19 protein-coding genes and 1 riboswitch are annotated in these 20,831 nt (G+C 56.0%); of the genes, 10 read left to right on the top strand and 9 right to left on the bottom strand.

The window, feature by feature from the left end; genetic code table 11:
• Positions 1-265 precede the first annotated feature (265 nt).
• On the top strand, positions 266-1,543 hold the full coding sequence (gene hemL, locus EKL30_RS07330; protein ID WP_126706518.1) for a glutamate-1-semialdehyde 2,1-aminomutase: 1,278 nt from the start codon (positions 266-268) through the stop codon (positions 1,541-1,543).
• A gap of 52 nt (positions 1,544-1,595) precedes the next feature.
• Here the strand turns inward: hemL and EKL30_RS07325 are convergent, their stop codons facing one another.
• The 7 genes from EKL30_RS07325 to EKL30_RS07295 form a co-directional block, all read right to left on the bottom strand.
• Positions 1,596-2,006 carry a RidA family protein gene (locus EKL30_RS07325; protein ID WP_126706517.1) on the bottom strand — a complete coding sequence of 137 codons (411 nt, stop codon included), beginning with the start codon at positions 2,004-2,006 and terminating at the stop codon, positions 1,596-1,598.
• Positions 2,003-3,664, bottom strand: a complete 1,662-nt coding sequence (locus EKL30_RS07320; protein ID WP_126706516.1) for an AMP-binding protein — start codon at positions 3,662-3,664, stop codon at positions 2,003-2,005. The genes EKL30_RS07325 and EKL30_RS07320 overlap by 4 nt, the downstream gene beginning before the upstream one ends.
• A gap of 47 nt (positions 3,665-3,711) precedes the next feature.
• Positions 3,712-4,893 (bottom strand): acyl-CoA dehydrogenase family protein, encoded by a 1,182-nt coding sequence (locus EKL30_RS07315; RefSeq protein WP_126706515.1) that lies wholly within the window; start codon positions 4,891-4,893, stop codon positions 3,712-3,714.
• Positions 4,894-5,745 carry an enoyl-CoA hydratase family protein gene (locus EKL30_RS07310; RefSeq protein ID WP_126706514.1) on the bottom strand — a complete coding sequence of 284 codons (852 nt, stop codon included), beginning with the start codon at positions 5,743-5,745 and terminating at the stop codon, positions 4,894-4,896. It abuts the gene before it with no gap.
• A 25-nt stretch (positions 5,746-5,770) separates the two neighbouring features.
• Positions 5,771-6,559, bottom strand: a complete 789-nt coding sequence (locus EKL30_RS07305) for an SDR family NAD(P)-dependent oxidoreductase (protein ID WP_126706513.1) — start codon at positions 6,557-6,559, stop codon at positions 5,771-5,773.
• A complete protein-coding gene (locus EKL30_RS07300; protein WP_126706512.1) occupies positions 6,556-8,898 on the bottom strand; it encodes a bifunctional salicylyl-CoA 5-hydroxylase/oxidoreductase in 2,343 nt (780 codons plus the stop codon). The genes EKL30_RS07305 and EKL30_RS07300 overlap by 4 nt, the downstream gene beginning before the upstream one ends.
• A gap of 142 nt (positions 8,899-9,040) precedes the next feature.
• Positions 9,041-10,132 carry a M14 family metallopeptidase gene (locus EKL30_RS07295; RefSeq protein WP_126706511.1) on the bottom strand — a complete coding sequence of 364 codons (1,092 nt, stop codon included), beginning with the start codon at positions 10,130-10,132 and terminating at the stop codon, positions 9,041-9,043.
• 201 nt (positions 10,133-10,333) lie between these two features.
• On the opposite strand from EKL30_RS07295, the gene EKL30_RS07290 reads away from it, so the two are divergent.
• The 6 genes from EKL30_RS07290 to proB all read left to right on the top strand — a co-directional run bounded on the left by EKL30_RS07290 (position 10,334) and on the right by proB (position 15,372).
• Entirely contained in the window at positions 10,334-10,822 is a 489-nt protein-coding gene (locus EKL30_RS07290; protein ID WP_126706577.1) for a MarR family winged helix-turn-helix transcriptional regulator, read from the top strand.
• Positions 10,823-10,923: 101 nt separating this feature from the next.
• Positions 10,924-12,150 (top strand): bifunctional glutamate N-acetyltransferase/amino-acid acetyltransferase ArgJ, encoded by a 1,227-nt coding sequence (gene argJ, locus EKL30_RS07285; RefSeq protein WP_126706510.1) that lies wholly within the window; start codon positions 10,924-10,926, stop codon positions 12,148-12,150.
• Between the two features lie 179 nt (positions 12,151-12,329).
• Positions 12,330-12,641 carry a 50S ribosomal protein L21 gene (gene rplU, locus EKL30_RS07280; RefSeq protein ID WP_126706509.1) on the top strand — a complete coding sequence of 104 codons (312 nt, stop codon included), beginning with the start codon at positions 12,330-12,332 and terminating at the stop codon, positions 12,639-12,641.
• 37 nt (positions 12,642-12,678) lie between these two features.
• Positions 12,679-12,939, top strand: coding sequence for a 50S ribosomal protein L27 (gene rpmA, locus EKL30_RS07275; protein WP_102068845.1), 261 nt, complete (start codon positions 12,679-12,681; stop codon positions 12,937-12,939).
• A 133-nt stretch (positions 12,940-13,072) separates the two neighbouring features.
• Positions 13,073-14,194, top strand: coding sequence for a GTPase ObgE (gene obgE, locus EKL30_RS07270; RefSeq protein WP_126706508.1), 1,122 nt, complete (start codon positions 13,073-13,075; stop codon positions 14,192-14,194).
• A gap of 11 nt (positions 14,195-14,205) precedes the next feature.
• Positions 14,206-15,372 carry a glutamate 5-kinase gene (gene proB / locus EKL30_RS07265; protein ID WP_126706507.1) on the top strand — a complete coding sequence of 389 codons (1,167 nt, stop codon included), beginning with the start codon at positions 14,206-14,208 and terminating at the stop codon, positions 15,370-15,372.
• 26 nt (positions 15,373-15,398) lie between these two features.
• Here the strand turns inward: proB and EKL30_RS07260 are convergent, their stop codons facing one another.
• Positions 15,399-15,887, bottom strand: coding sequence for an Lrp/AsnC ligand binding domain-containing protein (locus EKL30_RS07260; protein ID WP_126706506.1), 489 nt, complete (start codon positions 15,885-15,887; stop codon positions 15,399-15,401).
• 203 nt (positions 15,888-16,090) lie between these two features.
• Between EKL30_RS07260 and EKL30_RS07255 the strand changes: the two genes are divergently transcribed.
• Positions 16,091-17,344, top strand: coding sequence for a D-amino acid dehydrogenase (locus EKL30_RS07255; RefSeq protein WP_126706505.1), 1,254 nt, complete (start codon positions 16,091-16,093; stop codon positions 17,342-17,344).
• A 26-nt stretch (positions 17,345-17,370) separates the two neighbouring features.
• Here the strand turns inward: EKL30_RS07255 and EKL30_RS07250 are convergent, their stop codons facing one another.
• A complete protein-coding gene (locus EKL30_RS07250; protein WP_126706504.1) occupies positions 17,371-18,120 on the bottom strand; it encodes a hypothetical protein in 750 nt (249 codons plus the stop codon).
• 108 nt (positions 18,121-18,228) lie between these two features.
• Between EKL30_RS07250 and EKL30_RS07245 the strand changes: the two genes are divergently transcribed.
• Positions 18,229-18,621, top strand: coding sequence for a helix-turn-helix domain-containing protein (locus EKL30_RS07245; RefSeq protein ID WP_158618401.1), 393 nt, complete (start codon positions 18,229-18,231; stop codon positions 18,619-18,621).
• A 36-nt stretch (positions 18,622-18,657) separates the two neighbouring features.
• A riboswitch (TPP riboswitch) is annotated at positions 18,658-18,754 on the top strand.
• Positions 18,755-18,823: 69 nt separating this feature from the next.
• The gene (gene thiC / locus EKL30_RS07240; RefSeq protein ID WP_126706502.1) at positions 18,824-20,737 is read left to right on the top strand and encodes a phosphomethylpyrimidine synthase ThiC; all 1,914 of its coding nucleotides are present in this window, start codon (positions 18,824-18,826) and stop codon (positions 20,735-20,737) included.
• Positions 20,738-20,831: the final 94 nt, after the last annotated feature.

Here is a 20,831-nt window from a genome sequence, read left to right as displayed (position 1 = left end):
GGGCGCTCGCGGGCAGCTTGCCCTTAGGGACCCCTATCGGTTCTTTCTTCTGGTCTCGTGCCATGGCTTGTCTCCTTTAAGACAATCATAGACCCGAACACAAAATTTCCGACACTCTCGGTCACGCTGGCCCGCCCCCCGGCACCAGCACCCCCGAGACGGTTTAGCAACGACAACCCGATGCGTCATAAGCCGCCTCCCATTACTAGCAACTGTTATGCTAATGCCTGCCCTCCCATTTACCCCAGCAGTGAGTCTTAACATCATGTCTCGCAATACAGAATTATTCGAACGCGCCCTTCAGACCATACCAGGCGGTGTCAACTCCCCCGTCAGGGCATTTCGTTCAGTAGGTGGCTCTCCACGATTCATCACGCGTGCGCAGGGGCCCTATATGTGGGACGCCGACGATGTCCGCTACATAGACTATGTTGGATCCTGGGGCCCCGCCATTCTGGGGCATGCGCACCCCGACGTCATCCGGGCAGTGCAGGAAGCGGCAGTTGACGGTTTGTCGTTTGGCGCGCCGACAGAAGGCGAAATCGAGATTGCCGAAGCCATCGTCGCCCGCCTGCCTTCGATCGAGAAAGTCAGGCTTGTCAGTTCCGGCACCGAAGCCACCATGACCGCCATTCGTCTGGCGCGTGGCGCAACCGGCCGCTCGAAGATCATCAAATTCGAAGGCTGCTATCACGGCCATGCCGATAGCTTGCTGGTCAAGGCCGGCTCGGGCATGCTTACGTTTGGCAACCCTACATCGGCAGGCGTTCCCCCCGAGTTCATCAAGCACACCCTCGTGCTCGATTACAACAAGCTCGATGCCGTCGAAGCAGCATTCAAAGAATTCGGCTCTGAAATTGCCTGCATCATCGTCGAACCGATTGCCGGGAACATGAACCTTATCAAGCCTCTTCCCGGCTTCCTGGAAGGCCTGCGATCACTGTGTACGCAGTATGGCGCGCTGCTGATTTTTGACGAAGTCATGACGGGCTTCCGGGCGGGCCCGCAAGGTGTGCAAGGGCTGACAGGCGTTACACCTGACCTGACCACGCTGGCAAAAGTCATCGGCGGCGGAATGCCGGTCGGCGCATTTGGTGGGCGCGCCGACATCATGGAACATATCGCACCTATCGGCAATGTGTACCAGGCAGGCACCTTGTCAGGCAATCCGGTGGCTGTCGCCGCAGGTCTTGCGACCCTGAAACTGCTTGCTGAACCAGGCTTCTATGAGCGCTTATCAGCACAATCAGGGAAGCTTGCCAATGGGCTGGCCGAACGCGCGAAAGCCGCGGGCGTTCCGTTCTGCAGCGATCATGTTGGCGGCATGTTCGGCCTTTACTTCAGGGAATCGATTCCGACCACATTCGAAGAAGTGTCCACCTGCGACACCGAGCTTTTCAAGAAGTTCTTCCACGGCATGCTGATCAAGGGCGTGTACTTTGCGCCGTCGGCATTCGAAGCCGGATTCATTTCTTCTGCCCACACCGACGACGTGGTCCAGACGACACTGGACATCGCCGAAGGCGTCTTTGCCAAGCTTTAATGCGCTCGCTGTGTAGCGTTTGCAAGAAAACCCATCTTAATTCCCGCAACGTTCAAGATGTTGCGGGAACGACCGCGGTGACCTCGATTTCTACGCGCGCCCGTTGCTCGATCAAACCAGCCACTTCCACAGCCGTCATGGCGGGAAAGTGACGTCCCACGATTTCGCGATAATGGCGTCCCACGTCATGCAAGGCCGCGACATACTCTTGCTTGTCACATACATACCATGTCATGCGAGTAATATGTTGAGGTCCGGCGCCGCCTTCCTTCAGGATCGCGACAATGTTCTTTAAGGTCTGGCCCACTTGCTCGGCGAAGTCATCAGTTTCGAATTCCTGCTGTTCATTCCAGCCTACCTGACCTCCGACGAACAACAGGCGGCTGCCTACCGTCATTTCGATCATGGTGCCGTTGGCATAACCCCGCGGCGCCAGCCAAGCTGGCGGTTGCAATATATTCATTCCCACTTCCCCTGTTCGGCCCTTTGGCGCAATACGAACCGTTGCAGCTTGCCGGTTTCCGTGCGTGGCAAGCTATCGACAAACTCAATGCTTCGCGGATATTTATAAGGAGCGATGGCAGCCTTTACATGGTCTTGCAACGACTTGATCATGGCGGCATCAGATCGGTATCCGGATTTGATCACGATAAAGGCCTTGACTATGCTTCCGCGCATCTCATCCGGCTGACCTACTACACCACATTCAGCCACCGCTTCGTGCAATAGCAGTGCACCTTCTACTTCGGGGCCAGCGATGTTGTAGCCGGCCGATACAATCATGTCGTCGTTACGCGCCTGATAAAAAAGGTATCCATCGGCATCCATAGAGAATGTATCGCCGGGAAGATTCCAGCCGCGCTGCACAAATGCAAGCTGACGTTCGTCATCAAGATAACGACAGCCGGTTGGTCCCTTGACGGCCAACCTGCCCACAATGCCGGCCTCGACGGCTTGCAGATTCTCATCGACCACCTGCGCCACATACCCCGGAACGACCTTGCCAATCGCGCCGCGACGCACGCCGTCGCCTGCACTGGACACATACACATGGATCATTTCAGTACCGCCTATGCCATCGACCATTTCGATGCCTGTCGCCTTCTTCCATAATTGCCGGGTAGCGTCCGGCAAAGCCTCGCCGGCCGAAACCGAAGTTTTTAGCGACGCAAGCCGATAGTTATCGACCAGACCGGACATCTGCCGGTAAAACGTAGGCGCCGTGAAACTCATGGTCACGCCGAAGTCTTGAATGGTTTCGAGAAGTCCATCGGGCGTGAGTTTTTCAGCGAGCACCGCCGAAGCTCCCACACGTAGAGGAAAGCACAACAGGCCGCCCAATCCGAAAGTGAATGCCAAGGGCGGCGTACCGCACACGATATCATCGGCTTTCATTTGCAATATGTGCCGTGAAAACGTGTCGCACATGGCGAGCACATCGCGATGAAAATGCATGCAGCCCTTGGGCTTGCCGGTGGTGCCACTGGTGAATGCGATCAGACAGACATCGTCGGCAGACGTATTGCATGCCATAAAGTCGACGGGTTTAGTGGCGGCAAGGGCCTCGAGGCCTTCGGGAGCCTGGTCATGATAAAAGCGCACTTGCTTCAGTTGCGGACAATAACTGGCATGCCGGGGATCCCTGCAATACTCAATCTCGGCGGCTAAACGCTTGTCGCATAGAACCGCTTCGACTTCGGCCTTGTCGATTATCTGCTTTAGCTCGCTCGCACGCATTAAAGGCATTGTGGGCACGGTCACGAGTCCGGCCTTCACGGCCGCCAGCCACGAAGCCGCCATCATCATATTATTGGGCCCTCGTAACAGAATTCTGTTACCGGGCTGCAAACGCATATCTTCAACGAGGACGTGGGCAATGCGATTGACCTGTTCCATCAGGGCAAGGTAGGTCATGCTGCGCTTGCCCGAGCCGTCGCGCCAGTGCAATGCTGGACGTTTCGCCAGCCCGCCGTGCACCTGCGTATCGAGCAATACCACGGCGCAGTTCAACCGCGCCGGATACGCCACATCAGGGTTGCTATCGAGCAGCAAGTCGGGCCATTGGTCTGGCGGTGGAAGATGATCACGCGCGAACGTGTCGGTATGGGCAGATCGTTCCATGTTGTCTCCTTGTGCACGGCCAGGGAAAATCGTTAAGTGCTGCAACGTCAAGGGCTCTCGCCCTGCTTCAGCAGTTCCCTGCCGATAATGAGCTTCTGCACCTCGGTTGCGCCCTCATAGATGCGCAGGGCGCGAATCTCGCGGTAGAGCGTTTCGATGGGCGCCCCCGAGACCACCCCCGCCCCGCCAAACATTTGCAAAGCCCGGTCTATGATTCTTTGGGCTGATTCCGTTGCTGCCATCTTGGCCATGGCGGCAACACTGGTTGTGCGCATGCCCTTTACATCGCGCAGCCATGCCGCCCGATAGGTAAGGAGGGCGGCGGCGTCGATTTCGCATGCCATGTCACCCAGTGCAGCTTGCGTCAATTGAAGGTCAGCCAGGGTCTGGCCGAACATGCGCCGCGATTTGGCGCGCCCGAGTGCAAGTTCCAACGCATGACGGGCGAAGCCCAATGCTGCCGCAGCAACGGAAGCGCGAAAGATATCCAGCGTCATCATGGCGAGCTTAAATCCCTGGCCGGGCTGACCCAGTCGATGGGATGCAGCGACGCGGCAGTTATGAAAGCGCAGCGTCGCCAAGGGGTGCGGCGCGATGACATTGATACGCTCGGATATCGTCAGCCCGGGCGTATCGGAGTCGATGACAAATGCGCTGATGCCGCGGGCGCCCGGGGCCTCTCCGGTACGTGCGAAAACGCAGTAGAAGTCCGCGATACCACCGTTGGATATCCATGTCTTTTCGCCGTTCAGGACATAACCATCGCCATCGGCGCGGGCTTCACAGGACATCGCAGCCACATCGGAGCCCGCGTCCGCTTCAGAAAGAGCGAAAGCGGCGATGGCCTCACCGCTTGCTACACGAGGCAGATAGTTTTCGCGCAGTGCCTGGCTGCCGGCAAGCGAAATGGCGCCGCTGCCCAGGCCTTGCATGGCAAAAGCAAAATCGGCCAGTCCGTTATGCCGCGCCAGCGTCTCGCGAAGGATGCACACGCTGCGTGAGTCAATGTCAGCCCACCGCCCACCCCAGTTGCCGTTCGGTCCTTCGGGGACCGCGACGCTCAGCAGGCCGGCCTTTCCTAGCTCGATCACCAGGCGGCGGCACGCCGCATCGGTGTCGGAATGATCCATTGTCCCGATCATTTGGGTACACCAGATTTGCACTTGCGCAGCCAAATCGCGGTGGCGATCATCAAAGAAAGGCCAGTCAAGCCAGTCGGGAGCATTCATTCAGTCGCCCTCGAAGACCGGCTTCTGCCGGGCAACAAATGCATCGTAGGCCCTGCGAAAATCCTGCGTCTGCATGCAAATCGCCTGAGCCTGCGCTTCGGCTTCGATGGCTTCGTCAACGCCCATATTCCATTCCTGATGCAGCAGCTTCTTGGTAATGCCGTGCGCAAAAGTGGGACCGTTGGCCAATTGCCGCGCCAGTGTCTGCGCCGCCTGCAATACCAGGTCGGAAGCGTGCAAATTATTGAAGAACCCCCAGGCGAAGCCCTCTTGGGCCGTCATGGCGCGCCCGGTATAGAGCAGCTCCGACGCTCGCCCCTGCCCTATCATGCGCGGCAACAGCGTGCAGGCCCCCATATCGGCCCCGGCCAAGCCGACGCGCGTGAACAAAAAGGCAGTACGTGCCTGTTCGGTACCCAGGCGCATATCCGAGGCAAGAGCCATCATGGCGCCGGCTCCAGCACAAATGCCATGGACCGCCGCCACAATCGGCTGCGGACAGGCCCGCATGGACTTGACCAGATCGCCCGTCATACGAGTGAAGTCGAGCAGTTCCGGCATCGTCATTCGTGTGAGCGGTCCGATGATTTCATGGACGTCACCGCCCGAGCAAAAATTTGCCCCTGCTCCTGTCAGGACAATGCTTTTTATGTCAGTCGCGTACACCAACCCGCGGAACAGGTCTCGCAGTTCAGCATACGAATCGAAGGTCAAAGGATTCTTGCGCTCGGGACGGTTCAGGGTAATCGTTGCCACCTTGCTGTCGCCCGATACTTCCCAAAGAAAGTTGCTGGCCGTGTAGTTGGCATAAGAACGCTTGTGCTGCGCCATGCCCCGCACATCTTCTTTCATAGTTGTCTCCTGGTTAGTTGCGTTTTTAGCCCGCCATGACTTCCCCGCCGTCTACCGCAATAGCCTGTCCATTGATGGCTGACGCGCCGGGCGAGCACAGCCATGCCACGGTTTGAGCGACTTCGTCGGGCTGGACGAGTCTGCCTTGCGGATTGCGCCCGGCCAGTTGTGCACGAGCCTGTTCGGCAGGCTGGCCAGTTTTATTTACGATATTGGCGACGGCTTCATGAACGATATCGGTTTCAGTAAAGCCGGGGCATACCGCATTGATGGTCACCCCTTTCTTCGCGTTTTCAAGCGCCACGGCACGAGTCAAACCAATCACGCCATGCTTAGCGGCGCAATAGGCGCTGACGTAGGAATATCCGGTCAAGCCTGCAGTGCTTGCGACGTTGACCACACGTCCCCACTGGCGTTCCAGCATGTCCGGCAAGGCCGCCTGCATGCAATGAAATGTGCCACCGAGGTTCACCGCTAGCATTTGCTGCCAGCCAGCCTCATCGAGCTTGTCGAAGCGCTGGCTTACCGCCTGCCCGGCATTGTTCACCAAGACGTCGATAACACCAAAATGGGTACGGGCCTGCAAGAAGGCATGTTGCACATCGGCCTGAAGCGAAATATCGCCGGTGACAAAAGCGGCTTCGCCCTGGCCTGCCAGACTGGACAAGGCTTGCTGCAGAGATTCAGCACTACGCCCCAGCAATGTGACGCGCGCCCCCATGCCTAGCAGGCGGCGGGCAATCGCCAGACCAATTCCTCGGGAACCGCCGGTGACCAGTGCATGACGGCCGGCAAGGATGTGGTTCGCATTCATTTGGCTATCGGCTGCGCATACGCCGCCGCCCGTTCAAAGTTAGTTTCCAGCTGGCGCTTGGCAGGAAAGTATTGGCGTGGCCAATCGACTTCGGTAACGCCAATGCGGGCCGCTTCCCTGAGAGTCCAGGCTGCATCGGCCAGATGCGGCCGCGCCAAAGCGCAGAGGTCGGCCCTGCCCGACGCAATAATGCTGTTTACATGATCGGCTTCGAAGATGGCGCCGACCGCTATGGTCGGAATGTGTGCCTCGTTACGAATACGGTCCGAAAATGGCGTTTGATACATACGCCCATAGACGGGCTGTTCTGCTTTGCTGACCTGTCCGGAAGAGCAGTCAACCATATCGGCCCCTGCCGTCTTGAAACGCCGTGCGATTTCGACGGCATCGTCAGCGGTAATTCCGCCTTCGACCCAATCATGCGCCGAAATACGTACCGACATGGGGAGGTGGCTGGGCCATGCCTTTCGTACGGCACCGAAGACCTCAAGCGGATAACGCAGACGGTTCTGCAACGAACCACCAAACTCGTCGCGGCGCTGATTGGTTAATGGGGAGATAAAACTCGAAAGAAGATAACCATGAGCGCAATGCAGTTCCAGCCAGTCGAATCCGGCGCGCGCGGCTCGCTTGGCGGCTTCCGCGAATTCATCGCGCACGGTAATCATTTGCTCGCGGGTGATTGCTTGCGGCACTTGGGATACACCTTCGATATACGGCAATCCGGATGCCGACACAAGAGACCAGTTGCCGCCAGGCAATGGCATATCAGTACCCTCCCAACTGACGCGGGTTGAGCCTTTGCGGCCAGCGTGCCCCAACTGAACACCAATCTTGGCATCACTGTTCGAGTGGACAAAGTCGACGATACGTTTGAAGGCGCGCATCTGATCTTCGTTCCATAGCCCGGGACAACCCGGCGTAATCCGTGCCTCGGGGGAAACACACGTCATTTCCACCATAACGAGGCCGGCTCCGCCCATGGCTCGACCGCCAAGGTGCACTAAATGAAAATCCCCCACAAGCCCGTCGACGCAGGAGTACATAGCCATGGGCGACACCACAATGCGATTCTTCAGAGCTATGCTGCGCGCCTTGAACGGAGTCAGCATAGGTGGTGGCGGGGACTGATCATTGGCGTCGATGCCGGTTCGGCCGGCCATCCATCGCTCGTAGCCCTGAAGCCAGGCGGCGTCGCGCAGGCGCAGATTTTCGTGCGAGATGCGTTGTGAACGCGTCAATAAGGAATAAGCGAACTGTTCGGGCTCGAAGTGGGCGTACCGCGCAACATTCTCGAACCATTCAGTCGAGTTTCGGGCTGCGTTCTGAATCTTTAGGACCTCGACGCTACGAACGTCTTGATACTGGCGCAGCGCCAAAGTCAGGTCATTGCTGCAAGCCTCGATAGACCGATTCAGCTCGATCGCGTCTTCAAGAGCCAGCTTGGTACCCGAGCCTATGGAAAAATGCGCCGTATGAGCCGCATCGCCCATCAACACCACCGGCACCTTGCGGCTGCCATCGGCCGAAGACTGCTCGTGCACCCATGTTTCGCAAATCACCCTTGGGAAGCGGATCCAGATGGCTGAGCCGCGTAGATGCCCGGCGTTGGAAATCAAGGCATTACCGTTCAACCAAGGGGCAAACAATTTCTCGCAGAAGGCTATTCCTTCTTGCTGGCCCATGACATCGAGCCCAGCCGCTTTCCAAGTTTCGTCGCGCGTCTCGACAATGAAAGTCGACATGCCCGCTTCGTACTGATAAGCATGCGCCTGAAACCAGCCGTGTTCAGTCTGGACAAAGGCAAACGTAAAAGCACGGAAGGTTTGCCTGGTACCCAGCCAGACAAAACGGCATTGGCGGGTATCGATGTCGGGTTTATAGCTATCCGCATAGCGGCTTCGAATCCGGCTATTCAAACCGTCGGAGGCGATCACCAGGTCAGCCTGGTATTTTTCCGCAACAACCCGGTCATCTGTCACGTCGGTCTCGAAGACAAGGTCGACGCCCACTTGTTCACACCGCGCTTGCAAGATGTTCAGCAATTTCTTGCGACCGATTCCAATGAAGCCGTGTCCGCTACTGCGCACACTTCGACCGCTGTAGTGAATATCGATGTCATCCCAGTGATTGAAGGCAGCGATGATTTGGGCTGCTGAGACGGGGTCGGCCTGTTTTAGGTTTTCGAGGGTCGCGTCAGAAAATACCACGCCCCAGCCGAAGGTGTTGTAGGGCTGATTGCGTTCGACGACCGTTACGTTGTGCCGCGGATCGGCGAGCTTGATAAGCAAACCAAAATACAAGCCGGCCGGCCCTCCCCCTATGCACACGATCTTCATGGCTTGCCTCCGGATAGCTATTCTGGGACGCTACTTTTATTTGCTTTAAGCTTCAACTATATCGGCAAAGTAAACCACGAGCAAGAAAATTTTATCGGCATGCGCGCTGCTGCCGTTGATCGACGCAACCAGGGCCAATGGCTTAGCGCCAGGACGTGGATAGGCCGTAGATTGCCTGCAACACGCAAGTTCGAGACTGCCCTAACACTGCCCCTCGCCAATCGTCGTGGTCAGGGTAGAAGGCTGCTTTGTGTGCAGCTTTCATGGCCGCTACCTGCCCTGGTGCAGCAGCGGCATGGCGCGCAAGCCACCGGTCGCTGCGCAAAGCCAGGAAGACCTCGTCCATAGGCACGGTGCCATGCTCGAGAGCAAGGAAGGTAAGTTCCGGCACTTGTGCACATTCTTCCAGCAGGGCGCGCAACGCCGTCCCTTCGATGTCGACTGTGCTGGAATCGGGATCCACAACGGACACCACATCGGCACCCCACCACGCCCGCGCCCGTTGATAGTCAACGTCGCCCTTTTGGACGAAAATCTTTTCGGCGTGTCCGTATGGGCCTAAGCCGGTGTGATAGTCGATCCAGACAAGTCGATTGCGACTATTGCCGTACCGGGCCAGGATATCGCGCAAGGTCCGGTTGCTCCAGGATGGCTGACGCCCCCCATAGAAAAGCCCATCTGGGTGACTGTACTGCCCCAGCATCATGCCTTCCCTGTACGCCTGCCCACCCTCGGCTTCTATGAACGCGTCGATGGCGGCGACATTGTCAGGTCCTGGCGGCCAACTGTCGGGAATGAGCAAGGGGTGCAGCGTGCGATAGTGACGATTGTCAGGCAAAGGCCTGTCGAAATCGCGGAAATTCCGGTTTAGATCGACATTGTCTTCGTTTGTACGATGCCCCCAGGCGAAGCCGTATGGGTTCAACGCATGAATCAACAACACTCCTATTCCCGAAGCATGCGCCTTTTCGAGCAAGGCCCTATCATTCAGCAAGGCCACTTGGCATCCAGAGCCACAATACCCCTCCGCACCATGCGTGCCCGATGTGAGCACCAGCACGGAATGTGCATCTGAAAGGCCACAATAGGCAAGGTCGGTAGACAGAACGTCTCCGTCTGGCCCTAGGGCGACAGGATTCACATGTGCCTCAGTAACGCACTGATTCTGATTGGCGGCCGCAATGAAATTCGCCCGGGCCTCGGCATATGTGTCTGCGAAAAACGCCTTGAACATGCTGTGTCTCCGTTTCTATTTTTTATTTGTGCCTTTCCTGCATAACATCAAAGACGTCAGCAGACAGGGTCTTTACACTCCGGTCGATCTTGGCTGCAATGCGAATTTACCATCGCTATGTAATTGAAGATTAAAATATCTCCGTCGTTACTCTGGGTCTTACGATAACAAGCCATGAGCGAAACTCTCATTACTGCAACACTGCAAAATAATCCCGATCTGGAAAGCCGCGCTGTGCCGGAGGATCACCAAGACCTTCGGTTGTGGCTGCGCCTGCTGACATGCTGCAATCTGATAGAAAGTCAGATCCGCAGCCACCTTCGCACAGACTTCGAAAGCACTCTGCCCCGTTTCGACCTCATGGCTCAGTTGCAGAGAACTCCGGGCGGAATGAAGATGAGCGAGCTCTCGCGCCATATGATGGTGACTAACGGAAACATTACCGGCATTACCGACCAGCTCGAAAAGGAAGGTCTGGTCGAACGAATAAAGGTCGCCACCGACCGGCGCAGTTCGATAATACGGCTTACCGCCAAGGGTAAGCGCAGTTTCAGGAAAATGGCCAAGTCACACGAAGAATGGATACGTTCGATGTTTGCGGGGCTCTCCGAAAAAAATCGGGCTTCCCTGTTTGAAGCGCTGGGCGAGCTCAAGCAAATGACTCAGGTAAACCTGTCTGGCCGCGCATGACCATACCCGCTGCCCCACCCTGATAAAATTAGCAGCCGCGCCCTATCTGCATGTAGGTCGCGGCGCTTTGTTTTTTTCACCCTTACTGCTGAGAACCCGTTATGGCCGTCAATTTGTACATTCCACCGGAATCCAATATCTTTGCCGTAGCAGGCGTCGAGATCGGCACGGCCGAAGCCGGCATCCGCAAAGCGAACAGACGCGATCTGACGGTGTTCCGGCTCGCCGAAGGCAGCAGTGTGGCCGGTGTCTTTACTCTTAACCGCTTCAGGGCAGCGCCCGTTCAGGTATGTGAGGCCCATCTGACCGCTGCGCAAGGCATACGCGCATTGGTCATCAATACCGGCAACGCGAACGCCGGCACCGGGGAATCGGGACTACAGGCAGCCAATGACACGTGTGTGGCCTTGGCATCGCTGCTGGGCATCAAGCCAGTTCAGGTATTGCCTTTTTCCACTGGCGTAATCCTTGAGCCATTGCCGTTGCAGCGCCTGATCTCCGGACTGCCGCTGGCAATCGATAATCTGCAGGAAAATAACTGGTTCGCTGCTGCGCATAGCATCATGACGACCGACACGCAGCCAAAAATCGTGTCTCAACATGTGGCGCTGGGCGACAAAACCATTACGATCACCGGCATTAGCAAAGGCGCCGGCATGATACGCCCCAATATGGCGACAATGCTGGGCTATCTGGCCACCGATGCCGGCGTGGCCCCTTCGCTTCTTAAAGAAATGGCGCGCGACATCGCCAATCGGTCTTTTAATCGCATCACTGTTGACGGCGACACATCCACCAACGATTCCTTCATTGTCATTGCCACCGGGAAAAGCGGCCTCCACGTCGATTCAACCTCCGACCCGCTGTATGCACCTCTGTACGAAGCACTTGCCTGCGCCGCAACAGAATTGGCGCAGAAAATCGTGCGCGATGCCGAGGGTGCAACGAAGTTCATTACCGTTCAGGTCGAAGGGGCAAAAACCGGCGAGGAAGCACTGAAGGTTGCGTATGCTGTAGCGCACTCGCCCCTGGTCAAGACAGCTTTTTTTGCCTCCGACCCGAACTTGGGGCGCATCCTTTGCGCCGTCGGCTATGCGGGCATCGCCGACCTGGACGTAACGCGGACAAAACTATGGCTGGGCGACGTCTTGGTGGCCAGCCAAGGCGAACGGGATCCGAACTACCAAGAAGCTGACGGCCAGCGCGTCATGAAGGAAGCGGAAATTGTCGTTCGTATCGAGTTGGGGCGCGGTGACATCTCCGATACCGTGTACACCTGCGATTTTTCCCACGAGTACGTCAGCATCAATGCCGACTACCGGTCATAAAGAACAGCAGTCGCACGCGGGACCAGCCCGCAGCGCCACCGCGCGCGCGGCCTGCTTATCGCGGTAACTGGTTGACTTAACATGCTATTTCTGGGGTTCAAAGTTGACTTTTACGACCTCTTTACGCTAGAATCGTGTGCTTGGCATTTTGGCCAAGGCTTTTATTTAGGAATTCCCACATGTACGCGGTCATAAAAACCGGCGGCAAACAGTATCGTGTTGCTGCTGGTCAAAAACTAAAGATAGAACAGATACCGGCTGACATTGGGCAAGAAATTTCGCTAGACCAGGTTTTATCGGTTGGCGAAGGCGAACAATTAAAGATTGGTACGCCTTTAGTCGCTGGTGCCGTGGTTACAGCAACCGTTCTTGCGCAAGGCCGCCACGACAAGGTAAAGATTTTCAAGATGCGCCGTCGCAAGCACTACCAAAAGCGTCAAGGCCATCGTCAAAATTACACCGAACTTCGCATCGTAGCCATTACGGCCTAACGATAGCCTTAACGGATTTGTATAGCAGGAGCTAAACATGGCACAGAAAAAAGGCGGCGGCTCTACGCGTAACGGCCGCGACTCAGAATCGAAACGACTAGGTGTAAAAACCTACGGTGGCCAATTGATTTCGGCTGGTTCGATCATTATTCGTCAGCGCGGCACACAGTTTCACCCCGGAACAAACGTTGGTATCGGCAAAGACCACACCTTGTTCTCGCTGGTTGACGGCACGGTTAAATTCGCCATCAAGGGCGCACTTAACAAGCGTACCGTTTCGGTAATTGCGGCCGAATAATTTTCGGCACACAGACCCGCAAAAGCCCTGCCGTTAAGGTAGGGCTTTTTGTTTTAGAATACCCAGGCAGGCTCTGCTTGCCAGTGCTGCATCGGCACGCTACTTTCCCGCTATTTTTAAAAGTCACTCCAACATGAAATTCGTAGACGAAGCAACCATCGAAGTCATCGCCGGCAAAGGCGGCAATGGCGCCGCGAGCTTTCGCCGCGAAAAATTCATTCCCAGGGGTGGCCCGGATGGTGGTGATGGCGGGCGCGGTGGCAGCGTATACGCCATAGCCGACCGCAATATCAACACCCTCATCGATTATCGCTACGCTCGATTGCACCGCGGAAAAAATGGCGAAAACGGCCGCGGCTCTGATCAATACGGCGCAGCCGCTCCTGACATAATCCTTCGTGTACCCGTTGGCACCACCGTGTTCGACGCGGAAACCGGCGAACAGCTTTTTGATCTTGACCGTCACAACGAGCAGGTCACGCTTGCCGCCGGAGGCCATGGCGGACTGGGAAATCTGCATTTCAAGTCCAGTACCAACCGAGCGCCCAAGCAATCCACGCCTGGCCAAGAAGGCGAACAGCGCAAGTTACGGCTGGAACTCAAGGTCCTCGCCGACGTCGGGCTGCTGGGCATGCCCAATGCGGGCAAGTCCACCTTGATCAGCAAGGTATCCAACGCCCGTCCCAAAATCGCCGATTATCCCTTTACTACGCTGCATCCGAATCTTGGCGTGGTGCGCACCTCGCCCTCGCGCAGCTTTGTCATTGCCGATATTCCGGGCCTGATCGAAGGGGCCTCTGAAGGCGCCGGACTAGGGCACCTTTTCCTGCGTCATTTGACCCGTACCCGCGTCTTGCTACATCTGGTCGACGTCTCGTCACCCGACCCTGATACCGACGCCATAGAACAAGCCGCCGCCAACGCCCGCGCCATCGTCGAAGAACTGCGTCTTTACGACCAAGATCTTTACGAGAAGCCACGCTGGCTGATATTGAACAAGCTCGACATGATCGAGAATCCCGAAGAAGCCCAAGCGCGCTTATGCAAGCTGCTTGACTGGAATGGACCTGTATTCAGCATATCGGCCCTTAACGGCGAAGGCACGCAACAACTTATTTGGCGTCTGCAAGACTGGCTCGACGAAGAAAACCGCAAGACGCACGTAGAGCAAGACAAGGCAGACGGCAGCTACGTGGCTGAAGACCCCCGCTTCGATGCATCGCGCTCCGACGCAATACGTCCTGAAAATTCCTGATATCGCTTTACATGGCCGCCCTCAATCTTCCTTCGTCTGCTGTCGCGCAGGCTAAACGCCTGGTTGTCAAAGTAGGTTCTTCACTCGTCACCAATGAAGGCAAAGGCATCGACCTGTATGCCGTTGCACAATGGGCCGAGCAAATTGCCAGCCTCCACGCTCAAGGCAAGCAAATGGTTCTGGTGTCCAGTGGAGCGATTGCCGAAGGCATGGCGCGGTTGGGTTGGCCCAGGCGTCCTAATGCCATGCATGAACTGCAAGCGGCCGCGGCGGTGGGTCAAATGGGCTTGATCCAGGCTTACGAAGTGGCCTTCGCCAAACATGGCATTCGTACCGCACAGATACTGCTCACGCATGAGGATTTGGCGGACCGCCGGCGTTACCTGAACGCTCGCAGCACTCTGTATACGTTGCTTGGTCTGGGCGTAGTCCCGATCGTGAATGAAAATGACACCGTCGTCACGGATGAAATCAGGCTCGGCGATAACGACACCCTCGGTGCGCTGGTCACCAACCTGATCGAAGCCGAAGCCCTGATCATCCTGACCGATCAGCCCGGCTTGTACAGTGCCGATCCGCGCAAAAACCCGGATGCCCGGTTCATTGCCGTCGGGCAAGCGGGCGATCCGGCACTGGAAGCCATGGCAGGCGGCTCGGGCAGCAATATAGGCACCGGCGGTATGCTGACCAAAGTGCTGGCCGCGAAAAGGGCTGCCAATAGCGGCGGCCATACCATCATCGCTTCCGGACGTGAAAGCAACGTGCTGCTGCGCCTTTCAAGCGGCGAATCGATTGGCACCGAGCTTCGCGCCATTCTGCCCGTGCGATCGGCGCGGCAACGGTGGCTGGCAAATCATCTACGCTTGCGCGGTCGGGTCACGCTGGACAACGGCGCAGTACGGGCCATCACCCACGATCATAAAAGCCTGCTTGCCATTGGAGTCAGTGCTGTCGAGGGCGATTTTGAACGCGGCGATGTCGTCGCTTGTGTGGATCAGCACGGCGTCGAATGCGGCCGTGGACTCATTAATTACTCTGCTGCCGACACCCGACGGATCATGGGTGAACCCAGCAATAGAATTGGCCATATCCTGGGCAGCATGTCGGATGCCGAACTGATGCATCGGGATAATATGGTTTTTGTCCGCAGCGCCAGCGTGAATCCGACGGCAGGGTGACCAGACGTCGCCTCGTACGTCGGGGTCTACTTTTGTGCCGTGATGAACAATGTCTCTTTAACCTCTTCCATTACCACGCAGCTCTTGGTTTGCGTAACCCCGGGTAAACGCAAAAGAATGTCACCCAGCAAACTTCGGTACTGGCTGATCTCTTTTATTCTTGCCTTGACCAGGTAGTCGAAATCGCCCGACACCAGGTGGCATTCCTGTACCTGCGGTATGCAAAGAATCTCGCGTCGAAAATCATCGAATGTGCGATCTGATTTGCTGGACATAGAGATTTCGACAAAGACTAGCAGCCCGGCGTCCAGCGCAAGAGGCGACACCCTTGCATAGTAGCCGGTGATAACGCCATCGCGTTCCAGGCGTTTCACGCGTTCAATGCATGGCGTAACGGTAAGCCCTACCTTTTCCGCCAGGTCGGTCATGGACATTCGGCCGTCACGCTGCAGAAGGTCGAGAATATTCCTGTCAAGTTTATCCAAGGCGTATACAGGATTACGCTGAATTCTCACTGTGGATTCTCCCTAAATTCATCACGAATCGCCTTCTAAAAGTGGTCGAAAAGGCATGGTTCGGAGTTGCCAGCAATTATTGCTGAAAAACAGCTGAAACGCGCTCCAAACAGGAAAAATAACTGGAAACGTGGATTCTTTGAAGGAAAAGACTAAGGATAGTGGCCTAAGATCCTAAAGATCAACAAGGATCGCTGAAAAAAATGAAAATTGTAATTCTGGGCGCTGGGGTTATCGGCGTAAGCACGGCTTATTATTTAGCCAGGCATGGGCACGAAGTTCATGTCTTGGAGCGTCAGTCCGCTTCCGCCTTGGAAACCAGTTTCGGCAATGCCGGACAAATATCATACGGATATTCATCTCCGTGGGCCGCCCCCGGTGTCCCGCTGAAAGCCATCAAGTGGATGTTTGCCAAGCACCCGCCTTTATCCATGCGGCCGGACGGCACCTTATTTCAGCTGCAATGGATGTACCAGATGTGGCGAAACTGCACAGCCAGCCGGTATGCCACCAATAAGGAACGCCTGGTCCGATTATCAAGTTACAGCGGCGAGTGTTTGGCGCAGCTGCGCGAGAGCGTTGGCATTCAGTACGAAGGCCGCCAACAGGGCACCTTGCAAGTCTTTCGCGAGCAGCAACAACTCGACGCCGTAGCCCAGGACATTTCAGTTCTAAAAGAAGCGGGGATGAAATATGAACTGCTCGGCCGGCACGAGCTGTACAAGGCGGAGCCCGCCTTAATTCATAGCAAAGACAAGCTAGTTGGTGGCCTGCGCTTGCCCGACGACGAGACTGGCGATTGCCATATCTTTACAAGCCGCCTTACAGAAGAAGCCGTCAAGCTGGGGGTCCAGTTTCATTACGGCACGAACATACAGCAACTTCATATACGAGGCGGAGCGATTTCCGGCGTTCAGTGTGACAATCAGCTGATTCAGGGCGACGCCTATGTGGTGGCGTTGGGCTCGTACTCGACTAACCTGCTGAAGAATGTGGTGTCACTTCCGGTTTATCCCATGAAGGGCTATTCGATTACGGTGCCTATCGCTGACGAAAGCCGCGCCCCCGTATCAACACTGCTGGATGAAACGTACAAAATTGCCATTACCCGTTTCGAAAATCGGATCCGGGTCGGAGGCATGGCGGAAATTGCAGGCTTTGACTTAAGCCTGAACCCGAAGCGGCAAAGAACACTGGAAATGGTTGTCGATGACCTGTTTCCGGGTAGTCGCGCCAGCGGCGACGTGTCGTTCTGGACCGGCTTGCGTCCTAAAACCCCTGACAGCACGCCTATCATCGGTGGGACTCCGTACCGCAATTTATTCCTGAATACAGGACATGGGACGTTGGGCTGGACCATGGCCTGCGGTAGTGGCCAGCTTCTTGCCGACATCGTATCGGGCAAGCCGACCGCGATACGCAGTGACGACTTGTCGATAAGCCGTTATCAGGCGTAAGCATAAAGTAAATCAGAGCCTGGCCGCTACGGCGCGACTGGGCCGGTGAACATATAGCCCCAGTTGTGTACCGACCTAAGCGGCATGGAGAGCCCGTATTCCCGAAACTTGCGCCGCAAACGACTAACCATTACGCCCAGGCGGGCCTGATGGGTGACCGGTGAAGGGCGGTCATAGGATGCGTTAACCGCACTGATGAGCTTGCAATGCGAGGCACGCAAGTCGGGCTCGGCTAAAAGGGTCATAAGGAACGATCGCTCGCCGGTGGTGAGCGGGATACGCAAGCCTTGCGGGCCGCCCAGTATCCATCCATTATCGAGCAGGGCCCAGTTAGCATCAGTTGTCGATTGAACTGGCACAGTATGGACGTCGCCCGCATGGGCCTGCCTGCTGGAACGCCCCAGTAAACGGAAAACCGTCGCCAGCAATAACTCTGTAGAAGCATTACGCGGGCAGAAGGCGTCGGCGCCGCTTTCCAAGCTTTGAACAAGAACGGAATCGTCAAGGCAGCTGACCAAAGCAAGAATACGCGACGCCGGATAGAGCGCACGCAAGTATTTTGCAGCAAGGCAATTTTCGGCCAACGAACCAGAAAGCATTACAAACATCGTCGCGCCAGTTTGCCGGGAGCTCTTTCTAGCCAAGCTATAAAGCTTAAGCAGGTCGCCACAAGACAAGACGTCAAAGCCGTGAGACCGTAAACGCGTCGCGGTATCCTGCAGCCGGGCGCCGACATACGACGTTGCAAACAACAATATCAACGGGTTCGGCTTCATAACGCCACCATAAGGAAGAAACGTTACACCAGAGTCTACCGCCAGAACATCACGAACGTAATTACGGCAATTACCAACGTGATCGAATAAAGTCGTTCAATCACAAACGTGAACTCCTTTGCTGAACGCCTTCGTCAAACCAGAATATTACGCGGCCTGACCCAGAAAGCTCTGGGCGCCGCCTGCGGACTTTCGCAGAGCGCAATTGCGAATTATGAACTCGGAACACGCAAGGCGGCGAAGGACATCTTTGCATTGGCCCATGCCTTGGATGTCAATCCGATATGGCTGGCTAACGGCACCGGCCCACAAGAATCTATGGCTGCTCCGGTGCCAGCTCCAAGCACCAATGTATTGACCGAGGGCGGCCGACCCCGCACGATGATCCCGTGGCCGTTCCCTAATATTCCCCCCGAAGACTTTCTGTCGCTCTCAGATGCATCGCTTCAGCTGATCGAGAATGCGGTAAGAAGTCTGATGGCTTCCTTACGAAGCCGATAAACATTCGTTTTTTTTCTTGCCGTAAGACTTTATACTTATGGCATGCAGGGGTACTCGTTGAATCAACGGGTTGAGAAAAACCCTTCGTACCAGTACGGATAATGCCGATGCTGGGAGCATGCTCGTTGGATTATTGCACTGGATCATTCCCCATCCACGGGCTTATTCCCTATCGGCTCCATTTTTTATCTTGGAGCAAGTCTTGAACGCGAATCCCAAATTTACTGCCATTAGCGCAGAAGTCGACGCGGCGGCCATCGCCCCCCTTCCTCAATCTCGAAAAATCTATCACACCGGATCTCGACAGGATCTCCGTGTGCCATTTCGCGAAATCGCGCAAAGCGATACACCCACGATGTTTGGCGGCGAACACAACCCGCCCCTGGTGATATACGACACCAGCGGCCCATACACCGATCCTTCTATAAAAATCGACATTCGCAAGGGACTGCCGGCATTGCGCAGTGCCTGGATCCAGGAGCGCTGCGATACTGATGAGCTGTCAGGCCCAAGCAGCGACTATGGCCGGGCTCGGTTACACGATGCACGGCTTACTGCGATGCGCTTCGAATTACAGCGACCGCCGCGCCGCGCCAAGCCCGGCTTGAATGTCTCGCAAATGCATTACGCGCGGCGAGGCATCATCACGCCCGAAATGGAATTTGTGGCTATCCGCGAGAACCTCAGACGCGAACATTACGTAGAAATGCTGCGCGCCAGCGGGCCTGACGGCGAAATGCTGGCACAGCGCCTGTTACGCCAGCATCCTGGCCAATCGTTTGGTGCCTCGATACCGGATTCAATCACCCCAGAATTTGTACGCGACGAAATCGCGCGGGGTCGAGCCATACTCCCGGCCAATATAAATCACCCGGAAAGTGAACCCATGGTGATTGGCCGCAATTTCCTGGTAAAAATCAATGCCAATATCGGTAACTCTGCCTTAAGTTCCAGCATCAGCGAAGAAGTCGAGAAAATGACCTGGGCAATTCGCTGGGGCGGCGATACGGTCATGGATTTATCCACTGGCAAGAACATACACGAAACCCGAGAATGGATCCTACGCAACTCGCCTGTGCCGATTGGTACGGTTCCCATATATCAAGCGCTTGAAAAGGTAGACGGCAAGGCAGAAGACATGACATGGGAAATCTTCCGTGACACGTTAATCGAGCAAGCCGAGCAAGGCGTGGATTATTTCACCATCCATGCCGGCGTACGGTTGCCCTTCATACCGATGACAGCCAATCGAATGACAGGAATTGTGTCGCGTGGCGGCTCGATCCTGGCCAAGTGGTGCCTAGCTCACCATAAGGAAAGTTTTGTGTACGAGCACTTCGAAGACATCTGCGAAATCATGAAAGCCTACGATGTCAGCTTTTCGTTAGGCGACGGTTTACGTCCCGGATCTGGTTACGATGCCAATGATGAAGCCCAGTTTGCAGAATTGAAGACGTTGGGCGAACTGACACAAGTTGCATGGCAGCATGACGTACAGGTGATGGTCGAAGGCCCCGGGCACGTTCCCATGCATCTCATTAAAGAAAACATGGACATGCAGCTCAAACATTGTCACGAAGCACCTTTCTACACGTTGGGACCGCTGACCACCGATATCGCTCCTGGATACGATCACATCACCTCGGGGATAGGCGCTGCGCTGATCGGATGGTACGGGACGGCCATGCTGTGCTATGTGACCCCGAAAGAACACTTGGGGCTGCCCAATAAGAAAGACGTGAAGGACGGTATCATTACCTACAAGATTGCCGCCCATGCCGCCGATTTGGCCAAGGGCCATCCTGGCGCAGCCATACGCGACAATGCCCTGTCCAAGGCCAGGTTTGAGTTCCGATGGGATGATCAGTTCAATCTTGGCCTAGACCCGGACACTGCCAAGGATTTTCACGACGAGACGCTGCCCAAGGATTCCATGAAGGTAGCCCACTTCTGTTCGATGTGCGGGCCTCACTTCTGCAGTATGAAAATCACCCAGGACGTACGCGAGTATGCCCAACAGAAAGGCCTGGACACTCAGCATGCCCTGCAAACCGGCATGCAGGAAAAAGCCAATGAATTCAGGGAGAAAGGGGCCGATATTTATCAGAAACTCTGAAGATTCGCGACCGGAAACAGGCACGTAAATATTGAAGCCCGACATACCGCCCAAAAAAAACGCCCCGCAAGGGGCGCTTTACTACGGAGTGCGT

This window comes from Candidimonas sp. SYP-B2681, from assembly GCF_003971065.1.
In the GTDB taxonomy this organism is placed as follows: domain Bacteria; phylum Pseudomonadota; class Gammaproteobacteria; order Burkholderiales; family Burkholderiaceae_B; genus Pollutimonas.
The sequence above is the reverse complement of the archived record's forward strand: the minus strand, read 5'-3'. Positions and strand labels throughout refer to the sequence as shown.